The sequence below is a fragment of the Acidimicrobiales bacterium genome (assembly GCA_016716005.1).
Classification (GTDB): domain Bacteria; phylum Actinomycetota; class Acidimicrobiia; order Acidimicrobiales; family JADJXE01; genus JADJXE01.
The window spans coordinates 1,746,171-1,772,101 of the sequence record JADJXE010000001.1 but is presented as its reverse complement, the minus strand read 5'-3'; the positions used below and the strand labels follow the sequence as shown (position 1 = coordinate 1,772,101).

The following is a 25,931-nucleotide window of genomic DNA, read 5'->3' as shown; positions in this document are numbered from 1 at the left end:
CATCATGCTCGACGTCAACACCTTCGACCAGATCCGGATCGGCCTGGCCACGGCCGACTCGATCCGCACGTGGTCGCACGGCGAGGTCAAGAAGCCCGAGACGATCAACTACCGCACCCTGAAGCCGGAGAAGGACGGCCTCTTCTGCGAGAAGATCTTCGGCCCCACCAAGGACTGGGAGTGCTACTGCGGCAAGTACAAGCGCGTCCGGTTCAAGGGCATCATCTGCGAGCGCTGCGGGGTGGAGGTCACCCGCTCGAAGGTCCGTCGGGAGCGGATGGGCCACATCGAGCTGGCGGCCCCGGTGGTGCACATCTGGTACCTCCGCGGCACGCGCTCGTGGCTCGCGTACCTGCTGGCCGGCATCGAGCCCCGTGAGGAGCTGAAGGCCAAGCAGCTCGAGAAGGTCATCTACTTCGCGGCCAACCTGGTCACCTGGGTCGACGAGGAACGCCGCCACAACGACCTCCCCAACCTGGAGGCCGAGCTGGCCGAGGAGCTCGACGAGATCCGCAAGCAGCTCGAGCTCGACGTCGACCGGCGCTTCAAGGAGCTGGAGAGGGAGGTCGAGGCGCTCGAGGCCGACGGCGCCAAGGACTCCGACCTGAAGGCCCGCCAGCGGGCCGCCGAGAAGGAGGTCGCCGGGCTCCGCGAGCGCCACGAGATGGATCTCGAGATGGTCCAGCGGGCCTTCGACGAGTTCCGCGACCTCTACGCCCGCAAGATCATCGAGGACGAGTTCCTCTGGCGTGAGCTGAAGGACCGCTACGGCGAGTACTTCGAGGGCGGGATGGGCGCCGACGCCATCAAGCAGCTCATCGACCGCATCGATCTCGACGAGGAGGAGCGCAAGCTCCGCGACGCCATCGACCCGCAGGAGGGCCGGCGCCCCCTGTCCGCCCAGCGCAAGCAGAAGGCCATCAAGCGGCTGAAGATCGTGTCGGCGTTCAACCGTCGCGACGACCACGGCCGCCGGGTCAACGACCCGCGCGCCATGATCCTCGACGTCGTGCCGGTGATCCCCCCCGAGCTGCGGCCGATGGTGCAGCTCGACGGTGGTCGGTTCGCCACGTCCGACCTGAACGACCTCTACCGCCGGGTGATCAACCGCAACAACCGGCTCAAGCGCCTGCTCGACCTGCAGGCGCCCGAGATCATCGTGAACAACGAGAAGCGCATGCTCCAGGAGGCCGTCGACGCGCTGTTCGACAACGGCCGCCGCGGCCGGCCGGTGACCGGCCCGGGGAACCGCCCGCTCAAGTCGCTCTCGGACATGCTGAAGGGCAAGCAGGGTCGGTTCCGCCAGAACCTGCTGGGCAAGCGCGTCGACTACTCGGGCCGCTCCGTCATCGTCGTCGGCCCGACCCTGAAGCTCCACCAGTGCGGTCTGCCCAAGCTGATGGCCCTCGAGCTGTTCAAGCCCTTCGTCATGAAGCGGCTCGTCGACACCGAGCTGGCCCAGAACATCAAGTCGGCCAAGCGGATGGTGGAGCGCCGCCGCCCCCAGGTGTGGGACGTGCTCGAGGAGGTCATCAAGGAGCACCCCGTGCTCCTGAACCGGGCCCCCACGCTGCACCGCCTGGGCATCCAGGCCTTCGAGCCGGTGCTGGTGGAGGGCAAGGCCATTCAGATCCACCCGCTGGTGTGCACGGCCTTCAACGCCGACTTCGACGGCGACCAGATGGCCGTCCACCTGCCCCTGTCGGCCGAGGCCCAGGCCGAGAGCCGGGTGCTGATGCTCTCGGCCAACAACATCCTGTCGCCGGCGTCGGGCCGTCCCATCGTCGTCCCGACCCAGGACATGGTGATCGGCGCCTACTACCTCACGGCCGAGCTCCCCGGTGCCGCAGGCGAGGGTCGCGTGTTCCGCCACCGCTGGGAGGCCGAGCGGGCCCTCGACGAGGGCGGCGTGTCGCTCCACGCCCGGATCACCATCCGCGGCGACCGCGACGGCGACGGCAACGCCGCCGACCAGGTGACCACGGTCGGCCGGTGGCTCCTCAGCGAGGCCCTACCCGACGACTTCGGCTTCCTCGTCGACTTCAACCGGCCCGTGCGCAAGCGCGACATGGGCGAGATCGCCGAGCGGCTCTCGGACCGCTACCCGAAGGCCGTGGTGGCGTCGAGCCTCGACGCCATCAAGAACCTCTGCTACCGGTACGCCACGCAGTCGGGTCTCACCATCTCCATCGACGACGTGAAGACGCCCCGCGAGAAGGCGGGCATCCTCGATCGGTACGAGAAGGAGGCCGACAAGGTCGAGACGCAGTTCCGGCGGGGCATCATCACCGACGGTGAGCGGCGCCAGAAGGAGGTCGAGATCTGGACCAACGCCACCGCTGAGGTCCAGTCGGCCATGGAGAAGGCGCTGAAGGCGGAGCCCTTCAACCCCATCGACATGATGGTGGGCTCGGGTGCCCGAGGGAACATGATGCAGGTCCGCCAGATCGCCGGCATGCGCGGCCTGGTGGCCAACCCCCGGGGCGACATGATCCCCCGGCCCATCAAGTCGAACTTCCGCGAGGGCCTGGCGATGCTCGAGTACTTCATCGCCACGCCGGGTGCCCGCAAGGGCCTGGTCGACACCGCCCTGCGGACCGCCGACTCCGGCTACCTCACGCGACGGCTCGTCGACGTGTCGCAGGAGCTCATCATCCGCGAGGTCGACTGCGGCACCAGCCGGGGCCTGTGGATCGAGAACGTCCGCCCCGACCGGGCCGGCCGGCGCTCCTACCTGGAGACCCGGCTGTTCGGCCGCTGCCTGGCCGAGCCGGTCACCCTCTCCGACGGCACGGTCCTCGACCGCGACACCGTGATCGGCGACGCCGAGATGGACGCGTTGCGTGACGACGAGGCCGTCGACACGGTGCGGGTTCGCTCGGTGCTCACGTGCGACACGTCGTTCGGGGTGTGCGGCAACTGCTACGGCCGCTCCCTCGCCACCGGCCGCGAGATCGAGCTGGGCGAGGCCGTCGGCGTGATCGCAGCCCAGTCGATCGGCGAGCCCGGCACGCAGCTCACCATGCGGACCTTCCACACCGGCGGCATCGCCGGCCAGGACATCGCCGGCGGCCTCCCGCGCGTCGTCGAGCTGTTCGAGGCCCGCAGCCCCCGCGGCAAGGCGGTGCTCGCCCGAACCTCGGGGGTGGTGCGGCTGGCCGACGACGAGGGCAAGGGGCGGGTCATCACGATCGTCGGCGACGAGGGCACCGAGGACGTCTACACGGTGCCCACCGGCAGCCGTCTCGAGGTGGTCGACGGCCAGGAGGTGCGGGCCGGCGACGCGCTCGTCGAGGGCCCCCGGGACCCGAAGGAGCTGCTGGAGATCAAGGGTGTCCGCGAGACCCAGCAGTACCTGGTCGAGGAGGTCCAGAAGGTCTACCGGGACCAGGGCGTGTCGATCCACGACAAGCACATCGAGCTGATCGTGCGCCAGATGACCCGCCGGGTGGCCGTGCAGGAGCCCGGTGACTCCGACTTCCTGCCGGGCGAGCGGGTCGACCAGAAGGTCTACGCCGACGTGAACCGGGCCCTTGTCCAGGACGGCAAGGTGCCGGCCGAGGGGCGCCCCGAGCTCATGGGCATCACCAAGGCGTCGTTGGCCACCGACTCGTGGCTGTCGGCGGCGTCGTTCCAGGAGACCACCCGGGTGCTCACCGAGGCCGCCATCGAGTCCAAGAGCGACGGCCTGCTCGGGCTCAAGGAGAACATCATCATCGGCAAGCTGATCCCGGCCGGCACCGGGATGGGTCGGTACCGCGAGTTCGACATCGAGGCCCCCGACTACCAGCCGATGGCGTTCTGGTCCTCCGACGAGCAGAGCCCGGCGGAGTGGCTGGCCAGCCTGCACGGCGGCCGCGACGAGGAGCCCGGGGAGGTGGCGCTGGCCGAGGTCACGCCGCTCTCCCCCGAGGAGTCGGCCGGCTGACGTCCCCGCCACCCGAATTGCCGCGGCGGTGACCGCCGCCGTAACATGCACCGTTCGCCGTCGCCCCGGGTGCGGGGCCGTCGGCGGCCGTTTCGTCCACGTCGAACGCTCCCGAGGTCGGTTCGTGCCCACCATCCAGCAGCTGGTCCGCAAGGGCCGGGAATCCAAGTCCTCGAAGACGAAGACCCCTGCCCTGAAGGGGGCCCCGCAGCGACGGGGTGTGTGCACGCGCGTCTACACGAACACCCCGAAGAAGCCGAACTCGGCCCTGCGCAAGGTGGCCCGCGTGCGGCTCACCAGCGGCATGGAGATCACGGCCTACATCCCCGGCGAGGGCCACAACCTGCAGGAGCACTCGATCGTGCTCGTGCGCGGCGGCCGCGTGAAGGACCTGCCCGGCGTTCGCTACAAGATCATCCGCGGCACCCTCGACACCTCGGGCGTCCGCGACCGCAAGCAGGCCCGCAGCCGCTACGGCGCCAAGAAGGAGAAGTAGCCGTGCCCCGCAAGGGTCCCGCCCCCCGCCGAGAGCTCATGCCCGACCCCATCTACCGGTCGGTCCTCGTCACCCAGGTCGTGAACAAGGTGCTGCAGCGGGGCAAGCGCACGGTCGCCGAGCACATCGTCTACGAGGCGCTCGACACCATCCAGGAGAAGACCGGCAACGACCCGGTGGCCACCCTCAAGCGGGCCATCGACAACGTGAAGCCGCCCCTCGAGGTGCGCAGCCGCCGGGTGGGCGGCGCCACGTACCAGGTGCCGGTCGAGGTCCGGCCACGCCGGGCCAACACGCTCGCCATCCGTTGGGTGGTCGGCTACGCCCGCCAGCGGCGGGAGAAGACCATGGCCCAGCGACTCGCCAACGAGCTGCTCGACGCGGCCAACGGCGTCGGTGCCGCGATCAAGCGCAAGGACGACCTCCAGAAGATGGCCGAGTCGAACAAGGCCTTCGCCCACTACCGCTGGTAGGCGGCGCCCCGCGGGCCGCCGCCGCGCCCGCGACCGACCGATGACCGACCGAAGACCGGACGAGAAGTGACGCGCCATGGCTGACGGCCCTGCCATCCGAGAGTTCCCGCTGAGCCGGACCCGAAACATCGGGATCATGGCCCACATCGACGCGGGCAAGACCACGACGACGGAGCGGATCCTCTACTACACGGGCCGCACGTACAAGATCGGCGAGGTCCACGAGGGCGCAGCCGTCATGGACTGGATGGTCCAGGAGCAGGAGCGGGGGATCACCATCACGTCCGCCGCCACCACCTGCCGGTGGAAGGACACCTGGATCAACATCATCGACACCCCTGGCCACGTCGACTTCACCGTCGAGGTGGAGCGCTCGCTCCGGGTGCTCGACGGCGCGGTCGCGGTGTTCGACGCCGTCGCCGGCGTGGAGCCCCAGACCGAGACCGTCTGGCGGCAGGCCAACAAGTACCGGGTGCCGCGCATCTGCTTCGTCAACAAGATGGACCGGATCGGCGCCGACTTCTACCAGGCCGTCGAGAGCATCAAGGACCGCCTCGAGGCCGTCGTCGCGGTGATCCAGCTGCCGGTGGGCGCCGAGGGCCACTTCCGGGGCGTCGTCGACCTGCTCGACATGAGGGCCCTCCTCTGGGACGAGGCCGGCCTGGGCGACGACTGGGAGACCGTCGACATCCCCGACGACCTCGTCTCCGAGGCCGAGACGTGGCGCCACGAGCTCATCGACGTCCTCAGCCAGCACGACGACAACCTGCTCGAGAAGTTCATCGGCGACGAGGAGATCAGCGCCGCCGACCTGCGCACCGCCCTGCGGGCCGCCACCATCGACAACGAGGTGGTCCCGGTGATGTGCGGCTCGGCGTTCAAGAACAAGGGCGTGCAGCCGCTGCTCGACGCCGTCATCGACTACCTGCCCTCGCCGCTCGACCTCCGGCCCGTGCAGGGGTTCGACCTCAAGGGCATCGAGCACCTCGAGCGGGCCCCGTCCGACGACGAGCCCTTCTCGGCGCTGGCGTTCAAGATCATGAGCGACCCCTACGTGGGCAAGCTCACGTACTTCCGCGTGTACAGCGGCAAGCTCACCGCCGGCTCCCAGGTGCTCAACACCACCAAGGACCGCAAGGAGCGGATCGGCCGCATCCTCCAGATGCACGCCAACCACCGTGAGGACAAGGACGCCGTCTTCACCGGCGACATCGTCGCCGCCGTCGGCCTCAAGCACACGACCACCGGCGACACGCTCTGCGAGCCCGGCCACCCCTTGATCCTCGAGTCGCTCGAGTTCCCCGAGCCGGTCATCCACGTGGCCGTCGAGCCCAAGACGAAGGCCGACCAGGACAAGCTGGGCAAGGCCCTCTTCGCGCTCTCCGAGGAGGACCCGACGTTCCAGGTGCGCACCGACGAGGAGACCGGCCAGACCGTGATCTCGGGCATGGGCGAGCTGCACCTCGAGGTGCTGGTCGACCGCATGCTGCGCGAGTTCAAGGTCGACGCCACGGTGGGCAAGCCGCAGGTGGCCTATCGCGAGACCATCTCCAAGCCGGTGACCAAGGTGGTCTACCGCCACGTGAAGCAGACCGGCGGTGCGGGCCAGTTCGCCCACGTGGTGATCGATCTCGAGCCCACCGGTCCGGGCGGCGGCTACGAGTTCATCGACAAGATCAGCGGCGGGCGGGTGCCCCGGGAGTTCATCCCGGCGGTCGACCAGGGCATCCAGAGCGCCCTCGACGCCGGCGTGCTCGCCGGCTACACCACCGTCGACGTCCGGGCGATCCTCACCGACGGCTCGGCCCACGACGTCGACTCCTCGGAGATGGCGTTCAAGATCGCCGGTTCGATGGCCTTCAAGGAGGCCGCCCGTCGGGCCGGGCCGGTGCTCCTCGAGCCGATCATGGCCGTCGAGGTCGTCACCCCCGAGGACTACATGGGCGACGTGATCGGCGATCTGTCGAGCCGCCGGGGCAAGGTCGAGGGCATGGAGCAGCGGGGCAACAGCCAGGTGGTGCGGGCCACCGTGCCGCTGTCGGAGATGTTCGGCTACGCTACCGACCTTCGGTCGCGCACCCAGGGTCGCGCGACCTACACGATGCAGTTCCACTCCTACCAGCAGGTCCCCGACTCGATCTCGAAGGAGATCGTGGCCCGGGTCCGAGGCGAGTAGCGAAGCACCCTCCCTCAGAAAGGAACCAGGGGACAGCCATGAGCAAGGCCAAGTTCGAGCGGACCAAGCCGCACGTGAACATCGGCACCATGGGCCACATCGACCATGGCAAGACCACGCTGACGGCTGCGATCACGAAGGTGCTCGCGGATGCGAATCCGGGGGTGTCGTTCACGCCGTTCGATCAGATCGACAAGGCGCCGGAGGAGAAGGCGCGGGGGATCACGATCTCGATCGCGCACGTGGAGTACGAGACGGACAATCGGCACTACGCGCACGTGGACATGCCGGGGCATGCCGACTACATCAAGAACATGATCACGGGTGCGGCTCAGGTGGACGGGGCGATCCTGGTGGTGTCGGCGGCGGATGGTCCGATGCCTCAGACGCGTGAGCACGTGCTGTTGGCCCGTCAGGTGGGTGTGCCGTACATCGTGGTGGCGTTGAACAAGGCCGACATGGTGGACGATCCGGAGCTGTTGGATCTGGTGGAGCTGGAGGTTCGGGAGCTTCTGAGCGAGTACGAGTTCCCGGGTGATGATGCGCCGGTGGTGCGGTTGTCGGCGTTGAAGGCTCTGGAGGGTGATCCGGAGTGGACGCCGGGGATCTTGGAGCTGATGGCGGCGTGCGACGAGTTCATCCCGGAGCCGGAGCGGATCTGGACAAGCCGTTCCTGATGCCGATCGAGGATGTGTTCACGATCACGGGTCGGGGCACGGTGGTGACGGGCAAGGTGGAGCAGGGCCGGGTGCACGTGGGTGACGAGGTGGAGATCGTCGGGTTGCGTCCGACGCAGAAGACGGTGTGCACCGGGGTGGAGATGTTCCGCAAGCTGCTCGACGAGGGGCAGGCGGGGGACAACATCGGGGCGTTGTTGCGGGGGACGAAGAAGGAGGAGGTCGAGCGGGGGCAGGTGCTGTGCAAGCCCGGGTCGATCACGCCGCACACGAACTTCGAGGCGCAGGTGTACGTGCTGACGAAGGAGGAGGGTGGGCGGCACAAGCCGTTCTTCAACAACTACCGGCCGCAGTTCTACTTCCGGACGACCGACGTGACCGGCTCGATCAGCCTGCCCGAGGGCACCGAGATGGTCATGCCCGGCGACAACACGCCGATGGTCGTCGAGCTGCACAAGCCGATCGCCATGGACGAGGGCCTGCGCTTCGCCATCCGCGAGGGTGGCCGCACCGTCGGCGCCGGCCGCGTCGTCACGATCGTCAAGTAGAGCGGGAGCGCACCATGGCCGACGCGGCCTCCAAGCAGAAGATCCGGATCCGGCTGAAGGCCTACGACCACGAGATCATCGACCAGTCGACGAAGAAGATCGTCGAGACGGTCCTGCGGACGCAGGCCACCGTGCGCGGCCCGGTTCCCCTCCCGACCGAGAAGCACCGCTACACGGTGATCCGCTCGCCCCACAAGGACAAGGACTCCCGGGAGCACTTCGAGATGCGCATCCACAAGCGCCTCCTCGACATCCTGGAGCCCAGCCCCAAGACGGTCGACTCGCTCCAGCGGCTCGACCTGCCGGCGGGCGTGGACATCGAGATCAAGATCCAGCAGGCGTAGCGCCCGCAGCTCTGGGTGAAAGGGGGCCGGCCCGGCGGGGGCCGGCCCCCTTCGCGTCCGCCCGGGTCGTCGGCGGGGCCGCGCCCGTCGGGGGCGGGGCGGTCAGGAGCCAGCCGTGCGGAGCAGGATCACGACCACCACGCCGGTGACGCTGACGTAGAGCCACACGGGGAGCGTGATGCGAGCGATGCGCCGGTGCGCGGGGAAGCGGGCGGCCAGCGCGGCCCAGAGCGTCCCGAGGACCAGGGGCAGGGCCACCACCGAGAGCAGGACGTGGCTCACCAGGACGGCCAGGTAGAGGGCCCGGATCGGTCCGGGGCCCTCGAACGGCGTGTCGCCGTGCAGGGCGTGGTAGGTGAGGTAGCTGATCAGGAACGCGGCCGAGAACCCGACCCCGGTCAGCATGGCGCGCCGGTGGACGGCCACGGCACCCTGGCGGATCGCCCGGTAGCCGACCACCAGTGACACCGCACAGGCCGCGTTGAGCGTGGCGTTGAGGACGGGGACGGCCGACCAGGAATCGTCGCCGTCGCCGCCGTCGCCTGCGTACACCAGGAGCAGGAGCCCGCACGACGCGAGGAGGCCGAGGCCGACGACGGCGGCCGCTGCCCGGGCCGGTGGCACCGCCGCGAGCCGCGTGGACGCCGGCGGGGGGAGCGGGGTGGTGGGCCGGTCGGGATCCACGGCGAGGATCCTGCCAGGCAGGGCGCGCCACCGACCAGCACGGGCGATTGGCGGCTGCCGACGAGCGTCGCTATCCTCTCCTGGTTGCCCGGTTCGCCCCTGGACGGCCGGACTCCCTCGAATCGACGTCCGCGAAGGCCCGCGACCGCGGGAACCGCACGGCACAACCGAGTCGACGCTCCGCCGGCCCAGCCGTGCGGAGCGTCCGCGTGCAGGAAGAGCCTCCGAGATGGCGACAAAGGCAATCGTCGGCGAGAAGGTCGGCATGACGCAGGTGTGGGACGACGACAACCGTGTCGTCCCGGTCACCGTGCTGAAGGTCGCGCCCTGTCGCGTGGTCCAGGTGAAGACGCCCGAGCGCGACGGGTACGCCGCCCTGCAGGTCACCTTCGGGCGCAGGGACCCCCGCAAGCTGAGCCGGCCCGAGGCCGGCCACTTCTCGGGTGCAGGGGTCGAGCCGGGCCGGCGGCTCGTCGAGCTGCGCCTCGACGACGTCAGCGGCTTCGAGGTCGGCCAGGAGCTGAGCGTCGACGTGCTGGCCGAGGGCGAGCTGGTCGACGTCACCGCGGTCAGCCGGGGCAAGGGCTTCTCCGGCGTGATGAAGCGGCACGGCTTCTCCGGCATGGGCGCCGGCCACGGTGCCCACAAGGTCCACCGGGCACCGGGTGCCATCGGCGCCTGCGCCACCCCCGGTCGCGTGTTCCGGGGCACCCGCATGGCCGGCCGGTCGGGTGCGGCCAAGGTCACCACCCTGAACCTGAAGGTCGTCCAGGCCGATGCCGAGCGCGACCTGCTCCTGGTGCGCGGCGCGGTCCCCGGCCCGCGCGGCGGCGTGGTGGTCGTCCGCAACGCCGTCAAGGTCGCCGAGAAGAGGTAGCGATGCCCGTCGTCGACGTCCGCAGCCAGGCCGGCGCCATCGTCGGCAGCCTCGAGCTCGATCCCGACGTGTTCGGGATCCAGCCGAACCTGCCGGTCCTGCACCAGGTGGTCACGGCCCAGCTGGCCAACCGCCGGGCCGGCACCCAGAGCACCAAGACCCGCGCCGAGGTGCGCGGAGGCGGGGCCAAGCCCTTCCGCCAGAAGGGCACCGGCCGGGCCCGCCAGGGCAGCACGCGGGCTCCCCACTGGAGTGGTGGTGGCGTGGCCCTCGGTCCGAAGCCCCGCAGCTACCGCCAGCGCACCCCCAAGAAGATGGTGCGGCTCGCCCTGCTCTCGGCGCTGTCCGACCGGGCCGTCGAAGCCAGGGTGGTCGTGATCGACGAGTGGTCGTTCGCGGCCCCCAGGACCAAGGACGCCGTCGCCGCGCTGGGCGCGATCGGCGTGACCGGCAAGGTGCTGGTGGTGGTCGCCGACGGCGACGAGGTCACGGCGCGCAGCTTCCGGAACCTCCCCGACGTGCAGCTGCTGCGGTCGAGCGAGCTCAACGCCTACGACGTGCTCTGCAACGACTGGATCGTGTTCAGCCGCGACACGCTGCCCACCACTGCGGGGGCCCAGGGAGGTGAGGTGGCGTGAACGCCCGTGACGTGATCATCGAGCCGATCGTGAGCGAGAAGTCGTACGCGCTGCTCGAGCAGAACGTCTACACGTTCAAGGTGCACCGAGGCGCCAGCAAGCCGCAGATCTCCGACGCGGTGGAGACGATCTTCAACGTGCGGGTCGTCAAGGTGAACACCCTCAACCGCCAGGGGAAGCGCCGGCGGAACCGTCGCACCAACCGGATGGGCAAGCGCCCCGACACGAAGCGCGCCTTCGTGACGCTCGCCGCCGGTGACCGCATCGAGCTGTTCGAGAGCTAGGAGCGAAGCGCACCATGGCCCTCCGCAAGCGCAAGCCCACCAGCCCGGGCCGCCGCTTCCAGACCGTCTCCGACTTCTCCGAGGTGACTGCGGAGAGGCCGGAGCGCTCTCTCCTCGCGCCCAAGTCGGGCAGCGGCGGCCGCAACAACCACGGTCGCAAGACCGCCCGCCACAAGGGTGGCGGCCACAAGCAGCGGTACCGCGTGATCGACTTCCGGCGCACCAAGGACGGGGTCCCGGCCAAGGTCGCGGCCATCGAGTACGACCCCAACCGCACCTGCCGCATCGCCCTGCTGCACTACCTCGACGGTGAGAAGCGCTACATCCTCGCCCCGGCACGGGTGCAGGTCGGCGACCTGCTGCAGAGCGGCCAGGGGTCGGAGATCAAGCCGGGCAACGCCCTGCCGCTGCGCTACATCCCGGTCGGCACCACGATCCACAACGTCGAGCTGAAGCCGGGCGCCGGCGGCAAGATGGCCCGGAGCGCCGGTGCCAGCGTGCAGCTGGTCGCCAAGGAGGGCGACTTCGCCACCCTGCGCCTGCCCAGCACCGAGATGCGCCGGGTTCCCATCGATTGCCGGGCGACCGTCGGCGAGGTCGGCAACGCCGAGGCCGAGCTGGTCAAGGTGGGCAAGGCCGGCCGCAACCGCTGGAAGGGCGTTCGGCCCCAGACCCGCGGCGTGGCCATGAACCCCGTCGACCACCCCCTCGGCGGCGGCGAGGGCAAGACCTCCGGCGGCCGCCACCCGGTGTCGCCGTGGGGCAAGCCCGAGGGCCGCACCCGCCAGAAGGACAAGCCGTCCTCGAAGCTCATCATCCGGCGTCGCCGCACCCGCGGCTCGCGGAGGTAGGTCTGATGCCCCGAAGCCTCAAGAAGGGCCCGTTCGTCGACGACCACCTGCTGAAGAAGGTGGACGACCTGAACACGGTCGGTGAGAAGCGCGTCGTCAAGACGTGGTCTCGCCGCTCCACGATCATCCCCGACATGGTCGGGCACACCATCGCCGTGCACGACGGCCGCAAGCACGTGCCCGTCTACATCACCGAGGCCATGGTGGGGCACAAGCTGGGCGAGTTCGCTCCCACCCGCACGTTCAGGTACCACGCCGGCCAGGAGAAGGCCGCGAGGGGGCGTCGCTGATGCCGGGCGTCAAGACCAACGAGCGCCCGGGCACGCGCTCCCAGGTGCGCTACGTGCGCATCTCGGCGTACAAGGCCCGGGAGGTGCTCGACCTCGTCCGCGGCCTCGACGTGCAGCGGGCCGACGAGGTGCTGCGCTTCTCCGAGCGCGACGCTGCCCAGGTCATCCGCAAGTGCCTGGCGTCGGCGGTGGCCAACGCCGAGCACAACGACGGCCAGACGGCCGACGAGCTGTACGTGTCGGCCTGCTTCGCCGACGAGGGTCCCACGCTCAAGCGTTGGCGCCCGCGGGCGCGGGGACGGGCGACGCGGATCCGCAAGCGCACCTGCCACATCACCGTGATCGTCAGCCGGCTCCCCGACGAGGCCCTGGAGCGCCGCCGGGTCGCCGAGGCATCCTCGGGCCGGGCCGGGCGGCGGGCCCAGCAGTCGGCCGAATCCCGGCGCCGGCGGGTCGCCAAGAGCCGCGGGGCCGAGGCCGCGCCGGCCGCCGCCGAGGCCGCGGTCGAGCTCGACGAGGGGCCCGAGGCGCTCGCCGGCGAGGCGACCTCCGGCGAGGCGACGTCCGGCGAGGCGACGTCCGGCGAGCAGCCCGAGGCGACCGCCGCCGCCGGGGCCGACGACTCGCCGGACACCGAGGACGAGGCACCGGCGACCGAGGGCGACGACGACACGAAGGGCAAGGCGTAGCGCATGGGTCAGAAGGTCAACCCCTACGGCTTCCGGCTCGGTGTCACCACCGACTGGAAGAGCCGCTGGTTCAGCGACCGGGAGTACACGGAGTACCTCATCGAGGACTGGAGGATCCGTGACTACCTGATGACCCAGCTCCCCCATGCGGCCATCAGCCGCATCGAGGTGGAGCGGACGCGCGACCGGCTGCGCGTCGACGTGCACACCGCCCGGCCCGGCATCGTGATCGGCCGTCGGGGCGCCGAGGCCGAGCGGCTGCGCACCGGGCTGGCCCGCATCACCGGCAACAACAAGGTCCAGCTGAACATCCAGGAGATCAAGCAGCCCGAGCTCGACGCCGCCCTCATCGCCCAGGGGGTGGCCGACCAGCTCGCGGGCCGCGTCGCCTTCCGCCGGGCCATGAAGCGGGCCGTGCAGAACGCCCAGAAGGCCGGCGCCCTCGGCATCCGGGTGCAGTGCTCCGGGCGTCTCGGCGGCTCGGAGATGGCCCGCACCGAGTGGTACCGCGAGGGTCGCGTGCCGCTCCACACGCTGCGCGCCGACATCGACTACGGCTTCCGCGAGGCCCGCACCACCTACGGCCGCATCGGCGTGAAGGTGTGGATCTACAAGGGCGACATCCTCCCCTACAAGACGGTCGTCGAGGACAAGATCGCTCGCGAGGCGGCCATGGCCGCCGGTGAGACCTCGGGCCAGGCACGTCCCCGCAAGGTGGTGTCGTCGGCCGCCCATCGCCGACCGGCGGCCGAGGCGAGCCCCGAGGCGGTGGAGGAGCTGCCCGAGGCCACGCCGCTGCTCAAGGAGGCCGACCCCGAGCTCGAGCGCCTCCTCGCCGACGAAGAGGAGATCGAGCGTCGCACCCGCCAGAGCCACGAGACGCCGCACTTCCGGCCCCACGAGGACTGAGTCGCCATGTTGATGCCGAGGAAGGTCAAGCACCGCAAGCAGCAGCGCGGCCGCTTGAAGGGCACGTCGAAGGGGGGCACCAACGTCACCTTCGGCGACTTCGGGATCCAGGCCCTCGAGCCGGGTTGGATCACCGCGCGCCAGATCGAGGCCGCCCGAGTCGCGATGACCCGTCACGTGCGCCGCGGCGGGAAGGTCTGGATCAACATCTTTCCGGACAAGCCGGTGACCGAGAAGCCGGCCGAGACGCGCATGGGCTCGGGCAAGGGCAACCCCGAGCGCTGGGTCGCCGTGGTGCGGCCGGGTCGCATCCTGTTCGAGCTCGCCTACCCGAACCCCGAGGTCGCCAAGGCCGCCCTGGAGCGGGCCATCCAGAAGCTCCCCATCAAGGCCCGGGTCGTGGCACGCGAGGAGGTGGCCTGAGATGCCGATCGACATCGCCGAGCTCCGCGGCCTCGACGACGCCACGCTCGCCGAGCGCCTCGACGAGGCCAAGGAGACCCTGTTCAACCTGCGCTTCCAGCACGTCACCGGCCAGCTCGACAACACCGCTCGCCTGGGCGAGGTGCGCCGAGAGGTGGCCCGGCTGGCCACGCTGATCCGAGAGCGCGAGATCGCCGCGGCCGACGAGCTGGCCCGGCAGGAGGAGAGGTCGTGATGGCCGACGACGCCGTGCAGGCCGACGCGGCCGCCGATGCCCGCCCCGCCCGCAAGGTGCGGGAAGGGCTCGTGGTGTCCGACAAGATGGACAGGACGGTCGTGGTCGCCGTGGTGGACCGCGTGCGCCACCGCCGCTACGCCAAGACCGTCCAGCGCACCAAGCGCCTCTACGCCCACGACGAGGCCAACGACGTGCGCGTCGGCGACCGGGTGCGCGTCATGGAGACCCGGCCGCAGTCGAAGCTCAAGCGCTGGCGGGTCATCGAGGTCCTGGAGCGTGCCAGGTGATCCAGCAGGAGACCCGCCTGCGGGTTGCCGACAACTCGGGTGCCCGCGAGGTGCTCTGCATCAAGGTGCTGGGCGGCTCGAAGCGCCGCTACGCCTCGATCGGCGACATCTTCGTGGCCACCGTGAAGGACGCCATCCCCGGCGCGGGCGTGAAGAAGGGCGACGTCGTCAAGTGCGTCGTGGTCCGCGTCAAGAAGGAGAAGCGTCGTCCCGACGGTTCGTACATCCGCTTCGACGAGAACGCCGCCGTGCTCATCAACGATCAGCTGCAGCCCCGCGGCACCCGGATCTTCGGCCCGGTGGGCCGCGAGCTCCGCGACAAGAAGTTCATGCGGATCGTCTCCCTCGCCCCGGAGGTGCTCTGAGGTGCCCGGCATGAAGATCCGCAAGGGCGACCGCGTCCGTGTGCTCACCGGCAAGGACCGCGGCAAGGAGGGCACCGTGATGCGCGCCCTCCCGGCGGAGCGCAAGGTGATCGTCGACGGCGTGAACGTCGCCAAGAAGCACCAGAAGGCGAAGCAGGCCACCATGCAGGGCGGCATCATCGACAAGGACATGCCCCTGCCGGTGGCCAACGTGGCCATCGTGTGCAGCAGCTGCGGGCCCACCCGGATCGGCTACCGCTTCGATGCCGCCGGCGACAAGGTGCGGGTCTGCCGCAAGTGTGGGGGTGACCTGTGAGCGCCACCCCCACCACGGAGGCGCCCCGGCTGAAGGCTCGCTACAACGCCGAGATCCGCGGCCGGCTCCAGGAGCAGCTCGGCGTGGCCAACGTGATGCAGGTGCCGCGCCTCGACAAGATCGTGATCAACATGGGCGTCGGCGCCGCGGTGGCGCAGGCCTCGCTGCTCGAGGGCGCCGTGGCCGACCTCACGATCATCGCCGGGCAGAAGCCGGTCGTCACCCGGGCCAAGAAGTCGATCGCCGGCTTCAAGCTCCGCGAGGGCAACGCCATCGGCTGCAAGGTCACCCTCCGGGGCGACCGGATGTGGGAGTTCCTCGACCGGCTGATCTCGCTGGCGATCCCCCGGATCCGCGACTTCCGGGGCCTGCCCAGCACGTTCGACGGCCACGGCAACTACACGTTCGGCCTCACCGAGCAGCTGGTCTTCCCGGAGATCGACTACGACAAGATCGACACCACGCGGGGCATGGACATCACCATCGTCACCACCGCCCGTACCGACGCCGAGGGTCGCGCTCTGCTCGACGCCTTCGGCTTCCCGTTCAAGCGCGAGGGGCAGTAGCACCACATGGCCAAGAAGGCGCTCATCGAGAAGCAGCAGCGCAAGCCGAAGTACAAGGTGCGGGCGTACACCCGCTGCCGTCGCTGCGGTCGTCCGCGCGCGGTGTTCCGCAAGTTCGGCCTGTGCCGGATCTGCCTGCGCGACATGGTGCACGCGGGCGAGGTCCCCGGCGTGACCAAGGCCAGCTGGTGAAGGGGGGGCACGCATGACCATGACCGACCCTCTCGCCGACATGCTCACCCGGATCCGCAACGCCAACGTGGCGATGCACGACCAGGTGCGCATGCCGTCGTCCAAGGCGAAAGAGGCGCTGGCCGAGATCCTCACCAAGGAGGGCTACATCGGTGGCTTCTCCGTCGAGGACGACCAGGGCCGCCCGGGGCGCGTGCTCACCGTGCGGATGAAGTACTCGCCCGAGCGCGAGCGCACGATCCAGGGCCTCCGCCGGGTCTCCAAGCCCGGGCTCCGGGTGTACTGCAAGGCCGACCGGGTGCCGCGCGTGCTCGGCGGCCTCGGTGTCGCCGTCCTGTCGACCAGCCAGGGACTCATGACCGACCGCCAGGCGCGCAAGCAGCGGGTGGGCGGCGAAGTCCTCTGCTACGTGTGGTGAGAGGAGGCAACCCATGTCGCGCATCGGACGCAGCCCCATCCCCGTGCCGGCTTCGGTCGACGTGACGGTCGACGACCGCACGATCACGGTGACCGGCCCGAGGGGCGCGCTGTCGCGGGCCATCCCCGGTGCCATCACGGTGCGCCGTGACGGCGACGTGCTCCTCGTGGAGCGACCCGACGACGAGCGCCAGAACCGGGCGCTGCACGGGCTCACGCGCTCGCTGGTCAACAACATGGTGGTGGGCGTGACCGACGGCTTCACCAAGCAGCTCGAGATCGTCGGCGTCGGCTACCGGGCCACGGCCCAGGGTCCGACGACGCTCGAGCTGGCGCTCGGCTTCAGCCACCCCGTGAAGGTCGAGGCGCCCGACGGCGTGACCTTCGAGGTGCCCCAGCCGACGCGCATCACCGTGCTGGGCATCGACAAGGAGGCGGTGGGCCAGGTGGCCGCCGACATCCGAGCCATCCGCAAGCCCGAGCCCTACAAGGGCAAGGGCGTGCGCTACGCCGGCGAGCGGGTCCTCCGCAAGGCCGGGAAGACCGGCAAGTAGGTGAACGAGCGATGACCGACGCCGCCAAGAAGCGCGAGGCCCGCCTCCGGCGCCACACGCGTGTGCGCAAGAAGGTGCGGGGCACCACCGAGCGGCCCCGCCTGGCCGTGCACCGCTCCAACAAGCACCTGGTCGCCCAGGTGATCGACGACGTGGCCGGTCGCACGCTCGCGGCCGCGTCCACCCACGAGGTCGACCTCCGCGCCGGCGCCACGGGCAACAAGGAGGCCGCCGCCTCGGTCGGCCGCCTCGTGGCCGACCGGGCCCGGGCGGCCGGCATCACCAAGGTGGTGTTCGATCGCGGCGGGTTCAAGTACCACGGGCGGATCGCCGCCGCCGCCGACGCGGCCCGCGAGGCCGGACTGGAGTTCTAGAGGTCATGGCGAACGACGCCCCCCTGCGCGAATCCCGCGTCATCAACATCAACCGAGTCGCCAAGGTCGTGAAGGGCGGCCGTCGCTTCTCGTTCACCGCCCTCGTGGTGGTGGGCGACGGCAACGGCCGGGTCGGCCTCGGCTACGGCAAGGCCAAGGAGGTGCCCCTGGCCATCCAGAAGGGCACCGAGGAAGCCAAGAAGAACCTGTTCAGCGTCCCGCTCGCGGGCTCCACGATCATCCACCCGGTGATCGGCGAGACCGGTGCCGGTCGCGTGCTGCTGAAGCCGGCCGCTCCCGGTACCGGTGTCATCGCCGGCGGCGCGGCCCGGGCGATCCTCGAGGAGGCCGGCATCCGTGACGTGCTGGCCAAGTCGTTGGGCTCGTCCAACCACATCAACGTGGCCCGTGCCACCATCGCCGGCCTGCGCGCCCTGCGCCGGCCCGACGAGGTGGCGCGGCTGCGGGGCCTGTCACCCGAGGAGTTCGTGCCCACCGGCCTGCTGAACGCCTACCGGGAGTCGCAGCGGGGCCCGCACGTGCCGGAGGAGGTGGCCTGACGTGAGCGCCGCCGGTGAGGGCCGCCTGCGGGTGACGCAGGTGCGCTCCGCGATCGGGACCAAGCCCAAGCATCGGGGCACGCTGCGCGCCCTCGGCCTCGGCCGGATCGGGAAGTCGAACGACCTCCCCGACCGTCCCGAGATCCGGGGCATGCTGGCGCGCGTCCCCCACCTCGTCTCCGTGGAAGAGGTGTCATGAGCATCACGAGGATGCACGACCTGAAGCCGCCGCCCGGGTCCAGCCGCTCGCGCAAGCGGGTCGGCCGGGGCACGGGCGGCAAGGGCGGCAAGACGGCCGGCCGTGGCACCAAGGGCCAGCGGGCCCGCAACACGGTGGCGATCGGCTTCGAGGGCGGCCAGATGCCGCTGAAGCAGCGCGTGCCCAAGCTCAAGGGGTTCAAGAACCCCTTCCGGGTCGAGTACCAGGCCGTCAACCTCGACGCCATCGACGCCCTCGGCGTGGCCGAGGTGTCGCCCGACGTCCTCCTCGAGCGCGGCGTCGCCCACAAGGGCGCGCTCGTCAAGGTGCTCGGGCGGGGTGAGCTCACGCGTGCCGTGCGGGTGCAGGCCCACGCCTTCTCGCGCTCGGCCGAGGCGGCCATCACCGCGGCGGGGGGTAGCGTGGAGGTCGTGCCGCTGCCGTTCGGCGATCGCCGGCCCCCGGCTCGCGGCAACCACCTCATGAACCGCTAGCGGCCAGCCCACCGAACGAGCGCGTCAGGAGCCCGGGTGTTCTCGAGCCTGCGAAACATGTTCCGGGTGGCGGACCTCCGGAACAAGATCCTCTTCACGATCGCGATGATCGCCCTCTACCGGCTGGGCGCCCACGTGCCCGTCCCCGGCGTCGACTTCGACGCGGTTCGCCAGCTGCAGAGCGAGGCCAGCCGGGGTGGGGTGCTGGGCTTCCTCAACCTGTTCTCCGGAGGCGCCCTCACCTCGTTCGCGGTGTTCGCGCTGGGGATCATGCCCTACATCACCTCGTCGATCATCATGCAGATCCTGGGCGTGGTGATCCCCAAGCTCGAGGAGTGGCGAGACCAGGGCGCAGTGGGGCAGCGCAAGATCACCCAGTGGACCCGGTACCTCACCATCGGGATCGCGGTGCTGCAGGCCACCGGCCTGGCCTTCCTGTTCGGCCGGGGCGGGGGTCAGGCGTTCCTCGGTCAGGGCGTGCCCGACATCGTCCTGCTGCCCGACTTCACGCTCCCGCGGGTGCTGCTGGTGATCCTGACGCTCGTGGCGGGAACCGCCCTGCTCATGTGGATGGGCGAGCTCATCACCCAGCGGGGGATCGGCAACGGCATGTCCCTCTTGATCTTCGCCTCGGTCGTCAGCCGGCTGCCCTTCCAGATCTGGGCGATCCGCGAAGAGGCGGGCACGGTGGTGTTCGTGATCTTCGTGCTCATCGCCCTCGGGATCCTGGTGGGGATCGTGTTCGTCGAGAACGGCCAGCGCCGGATCCCGGTCCAGTTCGCCAAGCGGGTCGTCGGCCGGCGGATGTACGGAGGCCAGAGCACCTACATCCCGCTGAAGGTGAACCAGTCGGGCGTGATCCCGATCATCTTCGCCAGCTCGGTGCTGTACCTGCCGGCGCTGCTGGCCCAGGTGGTGCAGGTCGACTGGCTCCAGAACTTCGTCGACGACTACATCCTCGACCCCACGAACCTCGTCCACATCATGCTGTACGGCCTGCTGGTGATCGGGTTCGCCTACTTCTACACGGCGATCACGTTCGATCCGGCCAAGCAGGCCGACACCATCCGCAAGCAGGGGGGGTTCATCCCGGGGATCCGGCCGGGGCCCCAGACCGAGCGCTACCTGGCCAAGATCCTGTCGCGGATCACCTTGCCGGGCGCCCTGTTCATCGCTGCCATCGCCTTGCTGCCGTCGATCGTGCTCGCCATCTTCGACGTCTCCAACTTCCCCTTCGGCGGGACCACCATCCTCATCGCCGTGGGCGTCGCCCTGGAGACCATGAAGCAGATCGACAGCCAGCTGATGATGCGCAACTACGAGGGCTTCCTGAAGTAGCGCCGGCCCGGTGCTCCCCATCGCAGACGTGAAGGAAGCCGCACGATGATCCCCGGGGTGCGCCTCGTGGTGTTCGGCCGCCAGGGTGCCGGGAAGGGCACGCAGTGCGTCCGGCTGTCCCGGCACTACGTGGTGCCCCACATCTCCACCGGCGACATGCTCCGCGCCGCCGTCAAGGAGGGGACCGCCTTCGGGCGCAGGGCCAAGGAGTACATGGACGCCGGCGAGCTGCTCCCCGACGACGTCATCATCGGCGTGGTGGAGGAGCGCCTGGCCCGGTCGGACACGTCGACGCGCGGCTTCATCCTCGACGGCTTCCCTCGCACCGTGGCCCAGGCCGAGGCCCTGGCCGGCGTCGCCGGCCCCGGCGGCATCGATCTGGCCGTGGATCTCGAGGTGGCGCGCGACGTGGTGCTGCGGCGTCTGGCCGGCCGGCGCGTGTGCGCAGACTGCGGGACCAACTACTCCATCGCCGACCCGCCCGGCGGGGCGTGGGTGTGCGAGCACTGCGGCGGCGACGTCATCCAGCGACCCGACGACACCGAGGCGGCCATCGCCCGGCGCCTCGACCTCTACGACCGGGAGACGGCACCTCTGGTGGCCTGGTTCGACGACCGGGGGCTGCTGGTGGTGGTGGACGGGGTGGGCAGCCCCGACGCGGTGTCCGACCGGCTGGTCGCGGCGATCGACGCGCGCCGCCACCGCCGGCCGACCAGCGCCTGAGCGGCCTCGGTAGCCTGACGCCGATGCGTCGTACGACAGACGAGCTCGCCAAGATGCGCAAGGCCGGCCAGGTCGTCGCCGAGATGCACGAGCGCATCCGGGCCGTCATCCGGCCGGGCGTCACCACCGAGGAGCTCGACGCGGTGGGGCGCGAGGTGATCGAACGCCGGGGGGCCCGGTCCAACTTCCTCGGCTACCACGGCTTCCCGGCGGTGATCTGCGCGTCGCCCAATGACGTGATCGTCCACGGCATCCCGGGCCCGCTTCGGCTCGAGGAGGGCGACATCATCTCCGTCGACTGCGGGGCGATCGTGCAGGGCTACCACGGCGACGCCGCCTTCACCGCGCCGGTCGGCGAGGTGTCGGACCAGGCCCTGAAGCTGCTCGAGGTCACCGAGAAGAGCCTGTACGCGGGGATCGCCCAGATGGTGGACGGCAACCGCATCTCCGACATCGGCCACGCGGTGCAGTCGGTGGCCGAGGCCGCCGGGTTCTCGGTCGTCCGCGAGTACGTGGGCCACGCCATCGGCACGGCCATGCACGAGAAGCCCGAGGTCCCCAACTACGGCCCGCCGGGTCGGGGCCCCCGGCTGCGCGCCGGGAACGTCTTCGCGGTGGAGCCCATGGTGAACGTGGGCCAGCCCGGCACGCGCCTGCTCGACGACGGCTGGAGCGTGGTCACCGCCGACGGCAGCCTCTCGGCGCACTTCGAGCACACCATCGCCATCACCGACGAGGGGCCCGAGATCCTCACGGTGCCCTGAGGCGGAGTGGACTTGTTGGCGGGCCGTCCCAGCCGGTAGCCTCTCTCTTTGGCCCCGTAGCCGCCTCCTGGAGGCGGGAGCAACGCGCCCCGGGTCGCACAACCTCGCCCGACCAGGAGGTCAACCCTGCCGAAGCCCAAAGAAGACGCGATCGTGCTCGAGGGGACGGTCATCGAGCCGCTCCCCAACGCCATGTTCCGGGTGGAGCTGGAGAACGGCCACAAGGTGCTGGCCCACATCTCCGGGAAGATGCGGATGCACTACATCCGGATCCTGCCTGGCGATCGCGTCCAGGTTGAGCTGACGCCCTACGACCTCACCCGTGGTCGCATCACCTACCGCTACAAGTAGTCCGAACTCGCCCGCCGACCGAGGACGCCATGAAGGTCCGACCCAGCGTCAAGAAGATCTGTGAGAAGTGCAAGGTCATCCGCCGCCACGGGCGCGTGATGGTCATCTGTGAGAACCCTCGCCACAAGCAGCGCCAGGGTTAGTAGGAGCCGCGTCGAATGGCACGAATCGCGGGGGTCGACATCCCCAGGGAGAAGCGTCTCGAGGTCTCCCTCACGTACGTCTACGGCATCGGCCGCACCACGTCGCAGAAGCTCTGCGCCGAGCTGGGGGTCGACCCCGACACGCGGGTGCGCGACCTGACCGACGAAGAGGTCAACCGCATCCGCGGCTACGTCGACGCGAACCTCAAGGTCGAGGGCGACCTGCGCCGCGAGGTCGCCCAGGACATCAAGCGCAAGATGGAGATCGGTTGCTACCAGGGCCTCCGCCACCGGCGGGGCCTGCCGGTCCATGGCCAGCGCACCCACACCAACGCCCGCACCCGCAAGGGCCCGAAGAAGACCGTGGCCGGCAAGAAGAAGGTTCTGAGGAAGCACTGATGGCCAAGCCCAAGCCAGGCGGCAGGCGCCCCCGCCGCCGCGAGCGCAAGAACATCGCCTACGGCGTCGCGCACATCAAGAGCTCGTTCAACAACACGATCGTCACCATCACCGACCACGAGGGCAACACGATCTCGTGGGCGTCGGCGGGCAACGTGGGCTTCAAGGGCTCGCGGAAGTCGACGCCGTTCGCGGCCCAGATGGCCGCCGAGAAGGCCGCCCGCGCAGCGATGGAGCATGGCGTCCGCAAGGTCGACGTGCTGGTGAAGGGCCCCGGCTCGGGCCGCGAGACCGCCATCCGCTCCCTGCAGAACGCGGGCATCGAGATCACCGGGATCAAAGACGTCACACCCGTGCCCCACAACGGGTGCCGCCCGCCCAAGCGACGGAGGGTCTGACCAGCCATGGCTCGCTACACCGGACCGGTCTGCAAGCTCTGCCGCCGAGAGCGCATGAAGCTGTTCTTGAAGGGCGCCAAGTGCGAGACCATGAAGTGCCCCATCGAGCGCCGGCCGTACCCGCCGGGCGAGCACGGCCGCTCGCGGCGACAGACCGGCTCCGAGTACCTCGTGCAGCTGCGGGAGAAGCAGAAGGCCCGCCGGATCTACGGGGTGATGGAGAAGCAGTTCCGCCGCATCTACGCCGAGGCCAACCGCCAGTCGGGGGTGACCGGTGAGAACCTCCTCCGGCTGCTCGAGCTCCGGTTGGACAACGTGGCGTTCCGAGCCGGGTGGGGGGCGAGCCGGGCCCAGGCCCGCCAGCTGGTCCGCCACGGCCACGTCAACGTGAACGGCAAGCGGGTCACCATCCCGAGCTACCAGGTCCGCCGCGGCGACGTCGTGGAGCTGCGGGACAAGGCCCGCTCCATGATCGTCGTCCGCCACAACCTCGACACGCTCGACCGCTCCACCCCGCCGTGGTTGGAGAGCGGCGACGGCGGCATGCAGGCCACCGTGCGCGACCTGCCCCTGCGCGAGCACATCGACGTCCCCGTGCGCGAGCAGCTCATCGTCGAGCTCTACAGCAAGTAGCCGCGGCGTCGCCGGGCGCCCTCGGCGCCCTGCCGCCCCCACCCGCCCGGCACCACCCCACCACCACGAGTCGAGCAGCGAGGAACGACATGCTGGTCATGCAGCGCCCCACCGTCGAGCCGTTGGGCGACCCCGAAGGCAACCGTCAGCGGTTCGCGATCGGGCCGCTCGAGCCCGGGTTCGGCTACACCATCGGCAACTCGCTGCGACGCACCCTGATGTCGTCGATCCCCGGCGCCGCCGTCACCACCGTCCGCTTCGACGACGCCCTGCACGAGTTCGACACCATCAGCGGCGTGGTCGAGGACGTCACCGACGTGATCCTGAACCTGAAGGACGTCGTGCTCACCTCGTTGTCGCCCGACCCCCTCGTGCTCCGCCTGGACGTGAAGGGCCCGGCCGAGGTGACTGCCGGCGACATCAAGACGAGCGCCGACGTCACCATCGTCAACCCCGAGCTCCACCTGGCCACGGTGAACGCCAAGGGCCGCCTCGCCGTCGACCTCACGGTCGAGCAGGGCCGCGGCTACCTGTCGGCCGAGCGCACCAACCCGACGTCCACCATCGGGGTCGTCCCGATCGACGCCATCTTCTCGCCCGTCCGGCGGGTCGCGTTCTCGGTCGAGCCCACCCGCGTGGAGCAGTCGACCAACTACGACCGCCTGGTGCTCGACATCGAGACCGACGGCTCGCTGTCGCCCCGCGAGGCCCTGGCGTCGGCTGGCGACACGCTGCGGTCGCTCGTGAGCCTGGTCGCCGACATGAGCGACCAGCCCCTCGGGCTGGAGCTGGGCGACCCCGTCGGCGCCACCGCCGGCTCGCCCGACCTGAACCTGCCGATCGAAGACCTCGACCTGTCGGAGCGCCCCCGCAACTGCCTGAAGCGGGCCCAGGTCAACACCATCGGCGAGCTGCTCGAGCGCAGCGAGGACGACCTGTTGGCGATCACCAACTTCGGCCAGAAGTCGCTCGACGAGGTGAAGCAGAAGCTCGACGAGCGCGGCCTGTCCCTCAAGGGCGCCCGCTGATCCGGAGGACCTGACCCCATGCCTGCCACGCCCAGGAAGTCCCGCCGGTTCGGCGGCGATGCCGCCCACCAGCGGCTCATGATGGCCAACATGGCCGCCTCGCTGTTCGCGGCCGAGGCCATCGTCACCACCGAGGCCAAGGCCAAGGCCCTCCGGCCGATCGCCGAGAAGCTGATCACGAAGGCCAAGAAGGGTGGCGTCCACCGCCATCGCGACGTGGTGTCGTTCCTCGGTGACAAGGAGATGGCCCACAAGCTCTTCGAGGAGATCGCGCCGCGCTACACCGAGCGCCCCGGCGGCTACACCCGGATCCTCAAGCTGGGGCCGCGTCACGGCGACAACGCGCCCATGGCGCGCCTCGAGCTGATCTGACCCCTGAGGCGGTCCCCGGGGTGACGCGCACGCCGCGGACGCCCGCTCGCCCGGCGCCGGGGGCATGAGCCTGTTCGACGCGCCGGCGGGGCCGGCTGGACGCCAGGCGCCCCGGCCCCGGCCCCGGGTCCGGGTCCGGATGGTGATCGCCTACGACGGCAGCGGGTTCCACGGGTTCGCGGCCAACGCCGGGGTCCGGACGGTGGCCGGGTCGCTGACGGAGAGCCTCGAGCAGGTGCTCCGCCAGCCGGTCGAGCTGGCGTGCGCCGGCCGAACCGACGCCGGCGTGCACGCGTGGGGCCAGGTCGTCAGCTTCGACGCCTCGTCCGACGGTCTCGACCTGGCCAAGGTGCAGCGCTCGCTGAACGGCCTGTGCGCACCGACGATCGTCGTCCGCGAGCTCTCGCTGGCCGATCCCTCGTTCCACGCCCGCCACTCGGCGGTGTCCCGCCGCTACCGCTACACCATCCTCAACCGCCCCGTTCCCGATCCGTTCCTGGCGTCCACCTCCTGGCACATTCCCGAGCCCCTCGATCTGAGCGAGCTCCGGCTGGCCTGCGATCCGCTCGTCGGCGAGCACGACTTCACGTCGTTCTGCCGGCGACCCCGGACCGACGCCGGCAGCCCGTCGCCGTCGCTGGTGCGACGCGTGCTCGACGCGCGCTGGGTCGACGCCGGTGGCGGCGTGCTGCGGTTCGAGATCGAGGCGTCGGCCTTCTGCCACCAGATGGTGCGCAGCATCGTGGGCACCCTCGTGGACGTGGGGAGGGGCCGGCTCCGCGCCGGTGAGCTGCTCGCGATCCTGCGGCGGCGCGACCGCGCGGCGGCCGGCCAGCCGGCGCCGGCCCACGGCCTGTGCCTCTGGGCGGTGCGCTACCCCGACACGCCGCCGGGTTGACGGCGGGCGGGCCCGGGCCGCCCGCCGGCCGTGGG

At 70.3% G+C, this 25,931-nt stretch carries 37 protein-coding genes and 1 pseudogene; 37 read left to right on the top strand and 1 reads right to left on the bottom strand.

What is annotated here, in order from left to right:
* Positions 1 to 4 precede the first annotated feature (4 nt).
* The 6 genes and pseudogenes from IPM45_08650 to rpsJ all read left to right on the top strand — a co-directional run bounded on the left by IPM45_08650 (position 5) and on the right by rpsJ (position 8,642).
* Positions 5 to 3,928, top strand: a complete 3,924-nt coding sequence (locus tag IPM45_08650) for a DNA-directed RNA polymerase subunit beta' (protein ID MBK9179627.1) — start codon at positions 5 to 7, stop codon at positions 3,926 to 3,928.
* 124 nt (positions 3,929 to 4,052) lie between these two features.
* A complete protein-coding gene (locus IPM45_08645; protein ID MBK9179626.1) occupies positions 4,053 to 4,424 on the top strand; it encodes a 30S ribosomal protein S12 in 372 nt (123 codons plus the stop codon).
* Positions 4,425 to 4,426: 2 nt separating this feature from the next.
* Complete coding sequence (gene rpsG, locus IPM45_08640) at positions 4,427 to 4,897, top strand: 30S ribosomal protein S7 (protein ID MBK9179625.1); 471 nt, start codon at positions 4,427 to 4,429, stop codon at positions 4,895 to 4,897.
* 76 nt (positions 4,898 to 4,973) lie between these two features.
* Positions 4,974 to 7,073: an elongation factor G gene (gene fusA / locus IPM45_08635; GenBank protein MBK9179624.1), complete on the top strand. Its 2,100-nt coding sequence runs from the start codon at positions 4,974 to 4,976 to the stop codon at positions 7,071 to 7,073.
* A gap of 38 nt (positions 7,074 to 7,111) precedes the next feature.
* Positions 7,112 to 8,298, top strand: a pseudogene (gene tuf / locus IPM45_08630) (elongation factor Tu).
* Positions 8,299 to 8,312: 14 nt separating this feature from the next.
* Positions 8,313 to 8,642, top strand: a complete 330-nt coding sequence (gene rpsJ / locus IPM45_08625; GenBank protein MBK9179623.1) for a 30S ribosomal protein S10 — start codon at positions 8,313 to 8,315, stop codon at positions 8,640 to 8,642.
* Between the two features lie 102 nt (positions 8,643 to 8,744).
* Here the strand turns inward: rpsJ and IPM45_08620 are convergent, their stop codons facing one another.
* Positions 8,745 to 9,593, bottom strand: coding sequence for a DUF420 domain-containing protein (locus IPM45_08620; protein MBK9179622.1), 849 nt, complete (start codon positions 9,591 to 9,593; stop codon positions 8,745 to 8,747).
* Between IPM45_08620 and rplC the strand changes: the two genes are divergently transcribed.
* From rplC to truA, 31 genes are all read left to right on the top strand, one after another.
* Positions 9,556 to 10,203, top strand: coding sequence for a 50S ribosomal protein L3 (rplC, locus tag IPM45_08615; GenBank protein ID MBK9179621.1), 648 nt, complete (start codon positions 9,556 to 9,558; stop codon positions 10,201 to 10,203). The genes IPM45_08620 and rplC overlap by 38 nt on opposite strands.
* Before the next feature lie 2 nt (positions 10,204 to 10,205).
* The gene (gene rplD / locus IPM45_08610) at positions 10,206 to 10,841 is read left to right on the top strand and encodes a 50S ribosomal protein L4 (protein ID MBK9179620.1); all 636 of its coding nucleotides are present in this window, start codon (positions 10,206 to 10,208) and stop codon (positions 10,839 to 10,841) included.
* A complete protein-coding gene (gene rplW / locus IPM45_08605) occupies positions 10,838 to 11,125 on the top strand; it encodes a 50S ribosomal protein L23 (GenBank protein ID MBK9179619.1) in 288 nt (95 codons plus the stop codon). The genes rplD and rplW overlap by 4 nt, the downstream gene beginning before the upstream one ends.
* A 14-nt stretch (positions 11,126 to 11,139) precedes the next feature.
* Positions 11,140 to 11,976, top strand: a complete 837-nt coding sequence (rplB, locus tag IPM45_08600) for a 50S ribosomal protein L2 (GenBank protein ID MBK9179618.1) — start codon at positions 11,140 to 11,142, stop codon at positions 11,974 to 11,976.
* 5 nt (positions 11,977 to 11,981) lie between these two features.
* Positions 11,982 to 12,266 carry a 30S ribosomal protein S19 gene (gene rpsS / locus IPM45_08595; GenBank protein MBK9179617.1) on the top strand — a complete coding sequence of 95 codons (285 nt, stop codon included), beginning with the start codon at positions 11,982 to 11,984 and terminating at the stop codon, positions 12,264 to 12,266.
* Positions 12,266 to 12,955 (top strand): 50S ribosomal protein L22, encoded by a 690-nt coding sequence (rplV, locus tag IPM45_08590; GenBank protein ID MBK9179616.1) that lies wholly within the window; start codon positions 12,266 to 12,268, stop codon positions 12,953 to 12,955. Before rpsS ends, rplV begins: the two co-directional genes overlap by 1 nt.
* 3 nt (positions 12,956 to 12,958) lie before the next feature.
* Positions 12,959 to 13,864, top strand: a complete 906-nt coding sequence (rpsC, locus tag IPM45_08585) for a 30S ribosomal protein S3 (GenBank protein ID MBK9179615.1) — start codon at positions 12,959 to 12,961, stop codon at positions 13,862 to 13,864.
* Between the two features lie 6 nt (positions 13,865 to 13,870).
* The gene (gene rplP / locus IPM45_08580; GenBank protein MBK9179614.1) at positions 13,871 to 14,287 is read left to right on the top strand and encodes a 50S ribosomal protein L16; all 417 of its coding nucleotides are present in this window, start codon (positions 13,871 to 13,873) and stop codon (positions 14,285 to 14,287) included.
* A gap of 1 nt (position 14,288) precedes the next feature.
* Positions 14,289 to 14,522, top strand: a complete 234-nt coding sequence (rpmC, locus tag IPM45_08575; protein MBK9179613.1) for a 50S ribosomal protein L29 — start codon at positions 14,289 to 14,291, stop codon at positions 14,520 to 14,522.
* On the top strand, positions 14,522 to 14,812 hold the full coding sequence (rpsQ, locus tag IPM45_08570) for a 30S ribosomal protein S17 (GenBank protein MBK9179612.1): 291 nt from the start codon (positions 14,522 to 14,524) through the stop codon (positions 14,810 to 14,812). Before rpmC ends, rpsQ begins: the two co-directional genes overlap by 1 nt.
* Positions 14,809 to 15,177: a 50S ribosomal protein L14 gene (rplN, locus tag IPM45_08565; GenBank protein MBK9179611.1), complete on the top strand. Its 369-nt coding sequence runs from the start codon at positions 14,809 to 14,811 to the stop codon at positions 15,175 to 15,177. Before rpsQ ends, rplN begins: the two co-directional genes overlap by 4 nt.
* 10 nt (positions 15,178 to 15,187) lie before the next feature.
* Entirely contained in the window at positions 15,188 to 15,493 is a 306-nt protein-coding gene (locus tag IPM45_08560) for a 50S ribosomal protein L24 (protein MBK9179610.1), read from the top strand.
* Positions 15,490 to 16,059 carry a 50S ribosomal protein L5 gene (rplE, locus tag IPM45_08555; protein ID MBK9179609.1) on the top strand — a complete coding sequence of 190 codons (570 nt, stop codon included), beginning with the start codon at positions 15,490 to 15,492 and terminating at the stop codon, positions 16,057 to 16,059. The genes IPM45_08560 and rplE overlap by 4 nt, the downstream gene beginning before the upstream one ends.
* 6 nt (positions 16,060 to 16,065) lie before the next feature.
* Complete coding sequence (locus IPM45_08550; GenBank protein ID MBK9179608.1) at positions 16,066 to 16,251, top strand: type Z 30S ribosomal protein S14; 186 nt, start codon at positions 16,066 to 16,068, stop codon at positions 16,249 to 16,251.
* Positions 16,252 to 16,264: 13 nt separating this feature from the next.
* Positions 16,265 to 16,669: a 30S ribosomal protein S8 gene (gene rpsH, locus IPM45_08545; GenBank protein ID MBK9179607.1), complete on the top strand. Its 405-nt coding sequence runs from the start codon at positions 16,265 to 16,267 to the stop codon at positions 16,667 to 16,669.
* Positions 16,670 to 16,682: 13 nt separating this feature from the next.
* A complete protein-coding gene (rplF, locus tag IPM45_08540; protein MBK9179606.1) occupies positions 16,683 to 17,222 on the top strand; it encodes a 50S ribosomal protein L6 in 540 nt (179 codons plus the stop codon).
* 11 nt (positions 17,223 to 17,233) lie between these two features.
* Positions 17,234 to 17,596 carry a 50S ribosomal protein L18 gene (gene rplR, locus IPM45_08535; protein ID MBK9179605.1) on the top strand — a complete coding sequence of 121 codons (363 nt, stop codon included), beginning with the start codon at positions 17,234 to 17,236 and terminating at the stop codon, positions 17,594 to 17,596.
* Positions 17,597 to 17,601: 5 nt separating this feature from the next.
* Positions 17,602 to 18,156 (top strand): 30S ribosomal protein S5, encoded by a 555-nt coding sequence (rpsE, locus tag IPM45_08530; GenBank protein MBK9179604.1) that lies wholly within the window; start codon positions 17,602 to 17,604, stop codon positions 18,154 to 18,156.
* A gap of 25 nt (positions 18,157 to 18,181) precedes the next feature.
* Positions 18,182 to 18,355: a 50S ribosomal protein L30 gene (rpmD, locus tag IPM45_08525; protein ID MBK9179603.1), complete on the top strand. Its 174-nt coding sequence runs from the start codon at positions 18,182 to 18,184 to the stop codon at positions 18,353 to 18,355.
* The gene (rplO, locus tag IPM45_08520) at positions 18,352 to 18,849 is read left to right on the top strand and encodes a 50S ribosomal protein L15 (GenBank protein ID MBK9179602.1); all 498 of its coding nucleotides are present in this window, start codon (positions 18,352 to 18,354) and stop codon (positions 18,847 to 18,849) included. The genes rpmD and rplO overlap by 4 nt, the downstream gene beginning before the upstream one ends.
* Positions 18,850 to 18,885: 36 nt before the next feature.
* Positions 18,886 to 20,187: a preprotein translocase subunit SecY gene (secY, locus tag IPM45_08515; protein MBK9179601.1), complete on the top strand. Its 1,302-nt coding sequence runs from the start codon at positions 18,886 to 18,888 to the stop codon at positions 20,185 to 20,187.
* Between the two features lie 45 nt (positions 20,188 to 20,232).
* On the top strand, positions 20,233 to 20,910 hold the full coding sequence (locus IPM45_08510; GenBank protein MBK9179600.1) for an adenylate kinase: 678 nt from the start codon (positions 20,233 to 20,235) through the stop codon (positions 20,908 to 20,910).
* Positions 20,911 to 20,933: 23 nt separating this feature from the next.
* Positions 20,934 to 21,674 carry a type I methionyl aminopeptidase gene (gene map / locus IPM45_08505; protein ID MBK9179599.1) on the top strand — a complete coding sequence of 247 codons (741 nt, stop codon included), beginning with the start codon at positions 20,934 to 20,936 and terminating at the stop codon, positions 21,672 to 21,674.
* 126 nt (positions 21,675 to 21,800) lie between these two features.
* Positions 21,801 to 22,025 carry a translation initiation factor IF-1 gene (infA, locus tag IPM45_08500; protein MBK9179598.1) on the top strand — a complete coding sequence of 75 codons (225 nt, stop codon included), beginning with the start codon at positions 21,801 to 21,803 and terminating at the stop codon, positions 22,023 to 22,025.
* A 29-nt stretch (positions 22,026 to 22,054) separates the two neighbouring features.
* Positions 22,055 to 22,168, top strand: a complete 114-nt coding sequence (rpmJ, locus tag IPM45_08495) for a 50S ribosomal protein L36 (GenBank protein ID MBK9179597.1) — start codon at positions 22,055 to 22,057, stop codon at positions 22,166 to 22,168.
* A 15-nt stretch (positions 22,169 to 22,183) separates the two neighbouring features.
* Positions 22,184 to 22,567, top strand: coding sequence for a 30S ribosomal protein S13 (gene rpsM, locus IPM45_08490; GenBank protein MBK9179596.1), 384 nt, complete (start codon positions 22,184 to 22,186; stop codon positions 22,565 to 22,567).
* On the top strand, positions 22,567 to 22,965 hold the full coding sequence (rpsK, locus tag IPM45_08485) for a 30S ribosomal protein S11 (protein MBK9179595.1): 399 nt from the start codon (positions 22,567 to 22,569) through the stop codon (positions 22,963 to 22,965). Before rpsM ends, rpsK begins: the two co-directional genes overlap by 1 nt.
* 6 nt (positions 22,966 to 22,971) lie before the next feature.
* Complete coding sequence (gene rpsD / locus IPM45_08480; GenBank protein MBK9179594.1) at positions 22,972 to 23,598, top strand: 30S ribosomal protein S4; 627 nt, start codon at positions 22,972 to 22,974, stop codon at positions 23,596 to 23,598.
* An 89-nt stretch (positions 23,599 to 23,687) separates the two neighbouring features.
* Positions 23,688 to 24,626, top strand: a complete 939-nt coding sequence (locus IPM45_08475; GenBank protein MBK9179593.1) for a DNA-directed RNA polymerase subunit alpha — start codon at positions 23,688 to 23,690, stop codon at positions 24,624 to 24,626.
* A gap of 18 nt (positions 24,627 to 24,644) precedes the next feature.
* Positions 24,645 to 24,998, top strand: a complete 354-nt coding sequence (gene rplQ / locus IPM45_08470) for a 50S ribosomal protein L17 (protein ID MBK9179592.1) — start codon at positions 24,645 to 24,647, stop codon at positions 24,996 to 24,998.
* Positions 24,999 to 25,062: 64 nt separating this feature from the next.
* A complete protein-coding gene (truA, locus tag IPM45_08465) occupies positions 25,063 to 25,896 on the top strand; it encodes a tRNA pseudouridine(38-40) synthase TruA (GenBank protein ID MBK9179591.1) in 834 nt (277 codons plus the stop codon).
* The last annotated feature ends 35 nt before the right edge of the window (positions 25,897 to 25,931 follow it).

Bases quoted from the DNA above. Each gene is read 5' to 3' on its own strand.
- IPM45_08650 (MBK9179627.1), top strand. From the start codon at position 5: ATGCTCGACGTCAACACCTTCGACCAGATCCGGATCGGCCTGGCCACG.
- fusA (MBK9179624.1), top strand. From the start codon at position 4,974: ATGGCTGACGGCCCTGCCATCCGAGAGTTCCCGCTGAGCCGGACCCGA.
- rpsJ (MBK9179623.1), top strand. From the start codon at position 8,313: ATGGCCGACGCGGCCTCCAAGCAGAAGATCCGGATCCGGCTGAAGGCC.
- rplC (MBK9179621.1), top strand. From the start codon at position 9,556: ATGGCGACAAAGGCAATCGTCGGCGAGAAGGTCGGCATGACGCAGGTG.
- IPM45_08620 (MBK9179622.1), bottom strand. From the start codon at position 9,593: ATGCCGACCTTCTCGCCGACGATTGCCTTTGTCGCCATCTCGGAGGCT.
- rplD (MBK9179620.1), top strand. From the start codon at position 10,206: ATGCCCGTCGTCGACGTCCGCAGCCAGGCCGGCGCCATCGTCGGCAGC.
- rplB (MBK9179618.1), top strand. From the start codon at position 11,140: ATGGCCCTCCGCAAGCGCAAGCCCACCAGCCCGGGCCGCCGCTTCCAG.
- rpsS (MBK9179617.1), top strand. From the start codon at position 11,982: ATGCCCCGAAGCCTCAAGAAGGGCCCGTTCGTCGACGACCACCTGCTG.
- rplV (MBK9179616.1), top strand. From the start codon at position 12,266: ATGCCGGGCGTCAAGACCAACGAGCGCCCGGGCACGCGCTCCCAGGTG.
- rpsC (MBK9179615.1), top strand. From the start codon at position 12,959: ATGGGTCAGAAGGTCAACCCCTACGGCTTCCGGCTCGGTGTCACCACC.
- rplP (MBK9179614.1), top strand. From the start codon at position 13,871: ATGTTGATGCCGAGGAAGGTCAAGCACCGCAAGCAGCAGCGCGGCCGC.
- rpmC (MBK9179613.1), top strand. From the start codon at position 14,289: ATGCCGATCGACATCGCCGAGCTCCGCGGCCTCGACGACGCCACGCTC.
- rpsQ (MBK9179612.1), top strand. From the start codon at position 14,522: ATGGCCGACGACGCCGTGCAGGCCGACGCGGCCGCCGATGCCCGCCCC.
- IPM45_08560 (MBK9179610.1), top strand. From the start codon at position 15,188: ATGAAGATCCGCAAGGGCGACCGCGTCCGTGTGCTCACCGGCAAGGAC.
- IPM45_08550 (MBK9179608.1), top strand. From the start codon at position 16,066: ATGGCCAAGAAGGCGCTCATCGAGAAGCAGCAGCGCAAGCCGAAGTAC.
- rpsH (MBK9179607.1), top strand. From the start codon at position 16,265: ATGACCATGACCGACCCTCTCGCCGACATGCTCACCCGGATCCGCAAC.
- rplF (MBK9179606.1), top strand. From the start codon at position 16,683: ATGTCGCGCATCGGACGCAGCCCCATCCCCGTGCCGGCTTCGGTCGAC.
- rplR (MBK9179605.1), top strand. From the start codon at position 17,234: ATGACCGACGCCGCCAAGAAGCGCGAGGCCCGCCTCCGGCGCCACACG.
- rpsE (MBK9179604.1), top strand. From the start codon at position 17,602: ATGGCGAACGACGCCCCCCTGCGCGAATCCCGCGTCATCAACATCAAC.
- rplO (MBK9179602.1), top strand. From the start codon at position 18,352: ATGAGCATCACGAGGATGCACGACCTGAAGCCGCCGCCCGGGTCCAGC.
- IPM45_08510 (MBK9179600.1), top strand. From the start codon at position 20,233: ATGATCCCCGGGGTGCGCCTCGTGGTGTTCGGCCGCCAGGGTGCCGGG.
- map (MBK9179599.1), top strand. From the start codon at position 20,934: ATGCGTCGTACGACAGACGAGCTCGCCAAGATGCGCAAGGCCGGCCAG.
- rpmJ (MBK9179597.1), top strand. From the start codon at position 22,055: ATGAAGGTCCGACCCAGCGTCAAGAAGATCTGTGAGAAGTGCAAGGTC.
- rpsM (MBK9179596.1), top strand. From the start codon at position 22,184: ATGGCACGAATCGCGGGGGTCGACATCCCCAGGGAGAAGCGTCTCGAG.
- rpsK (MBK9179595.1), top strand. From the start codon at position 22,567: ATGGCCAAGCCCAAGCCAGGCGGCAGGCGCCCCCGCCGCCGCGAGCGC.
- rpsD (MBK9179594.1), top strand. From the start codon at position 22,972: ATGGCTCGCTACACCGGACCGGTCTGCAAGCTCTGCCGCCGAGAGCGC.
- IPM45_08475 (MBK9179593.1), top strand. From the start codon at position 23,688: ATGCTGGTCATGCAGCGCCCCACCGTCGAGCCGTTGGGCGACCCCGAA.
- rplQ (MBK9179592.1), top strand. From the start codon at position 24,645: ATGCCTGCCACGCCCAGGAAGTCCCGCCGGTTCGGCGGCGATGCCGCC.
- truA (MBK9179591.1), top strand. From the start codon at position 25,063: ATGAGCCTGTTCGACGCGCCGGCGGGGCCGGCTGGACGCCAGGCGCCC.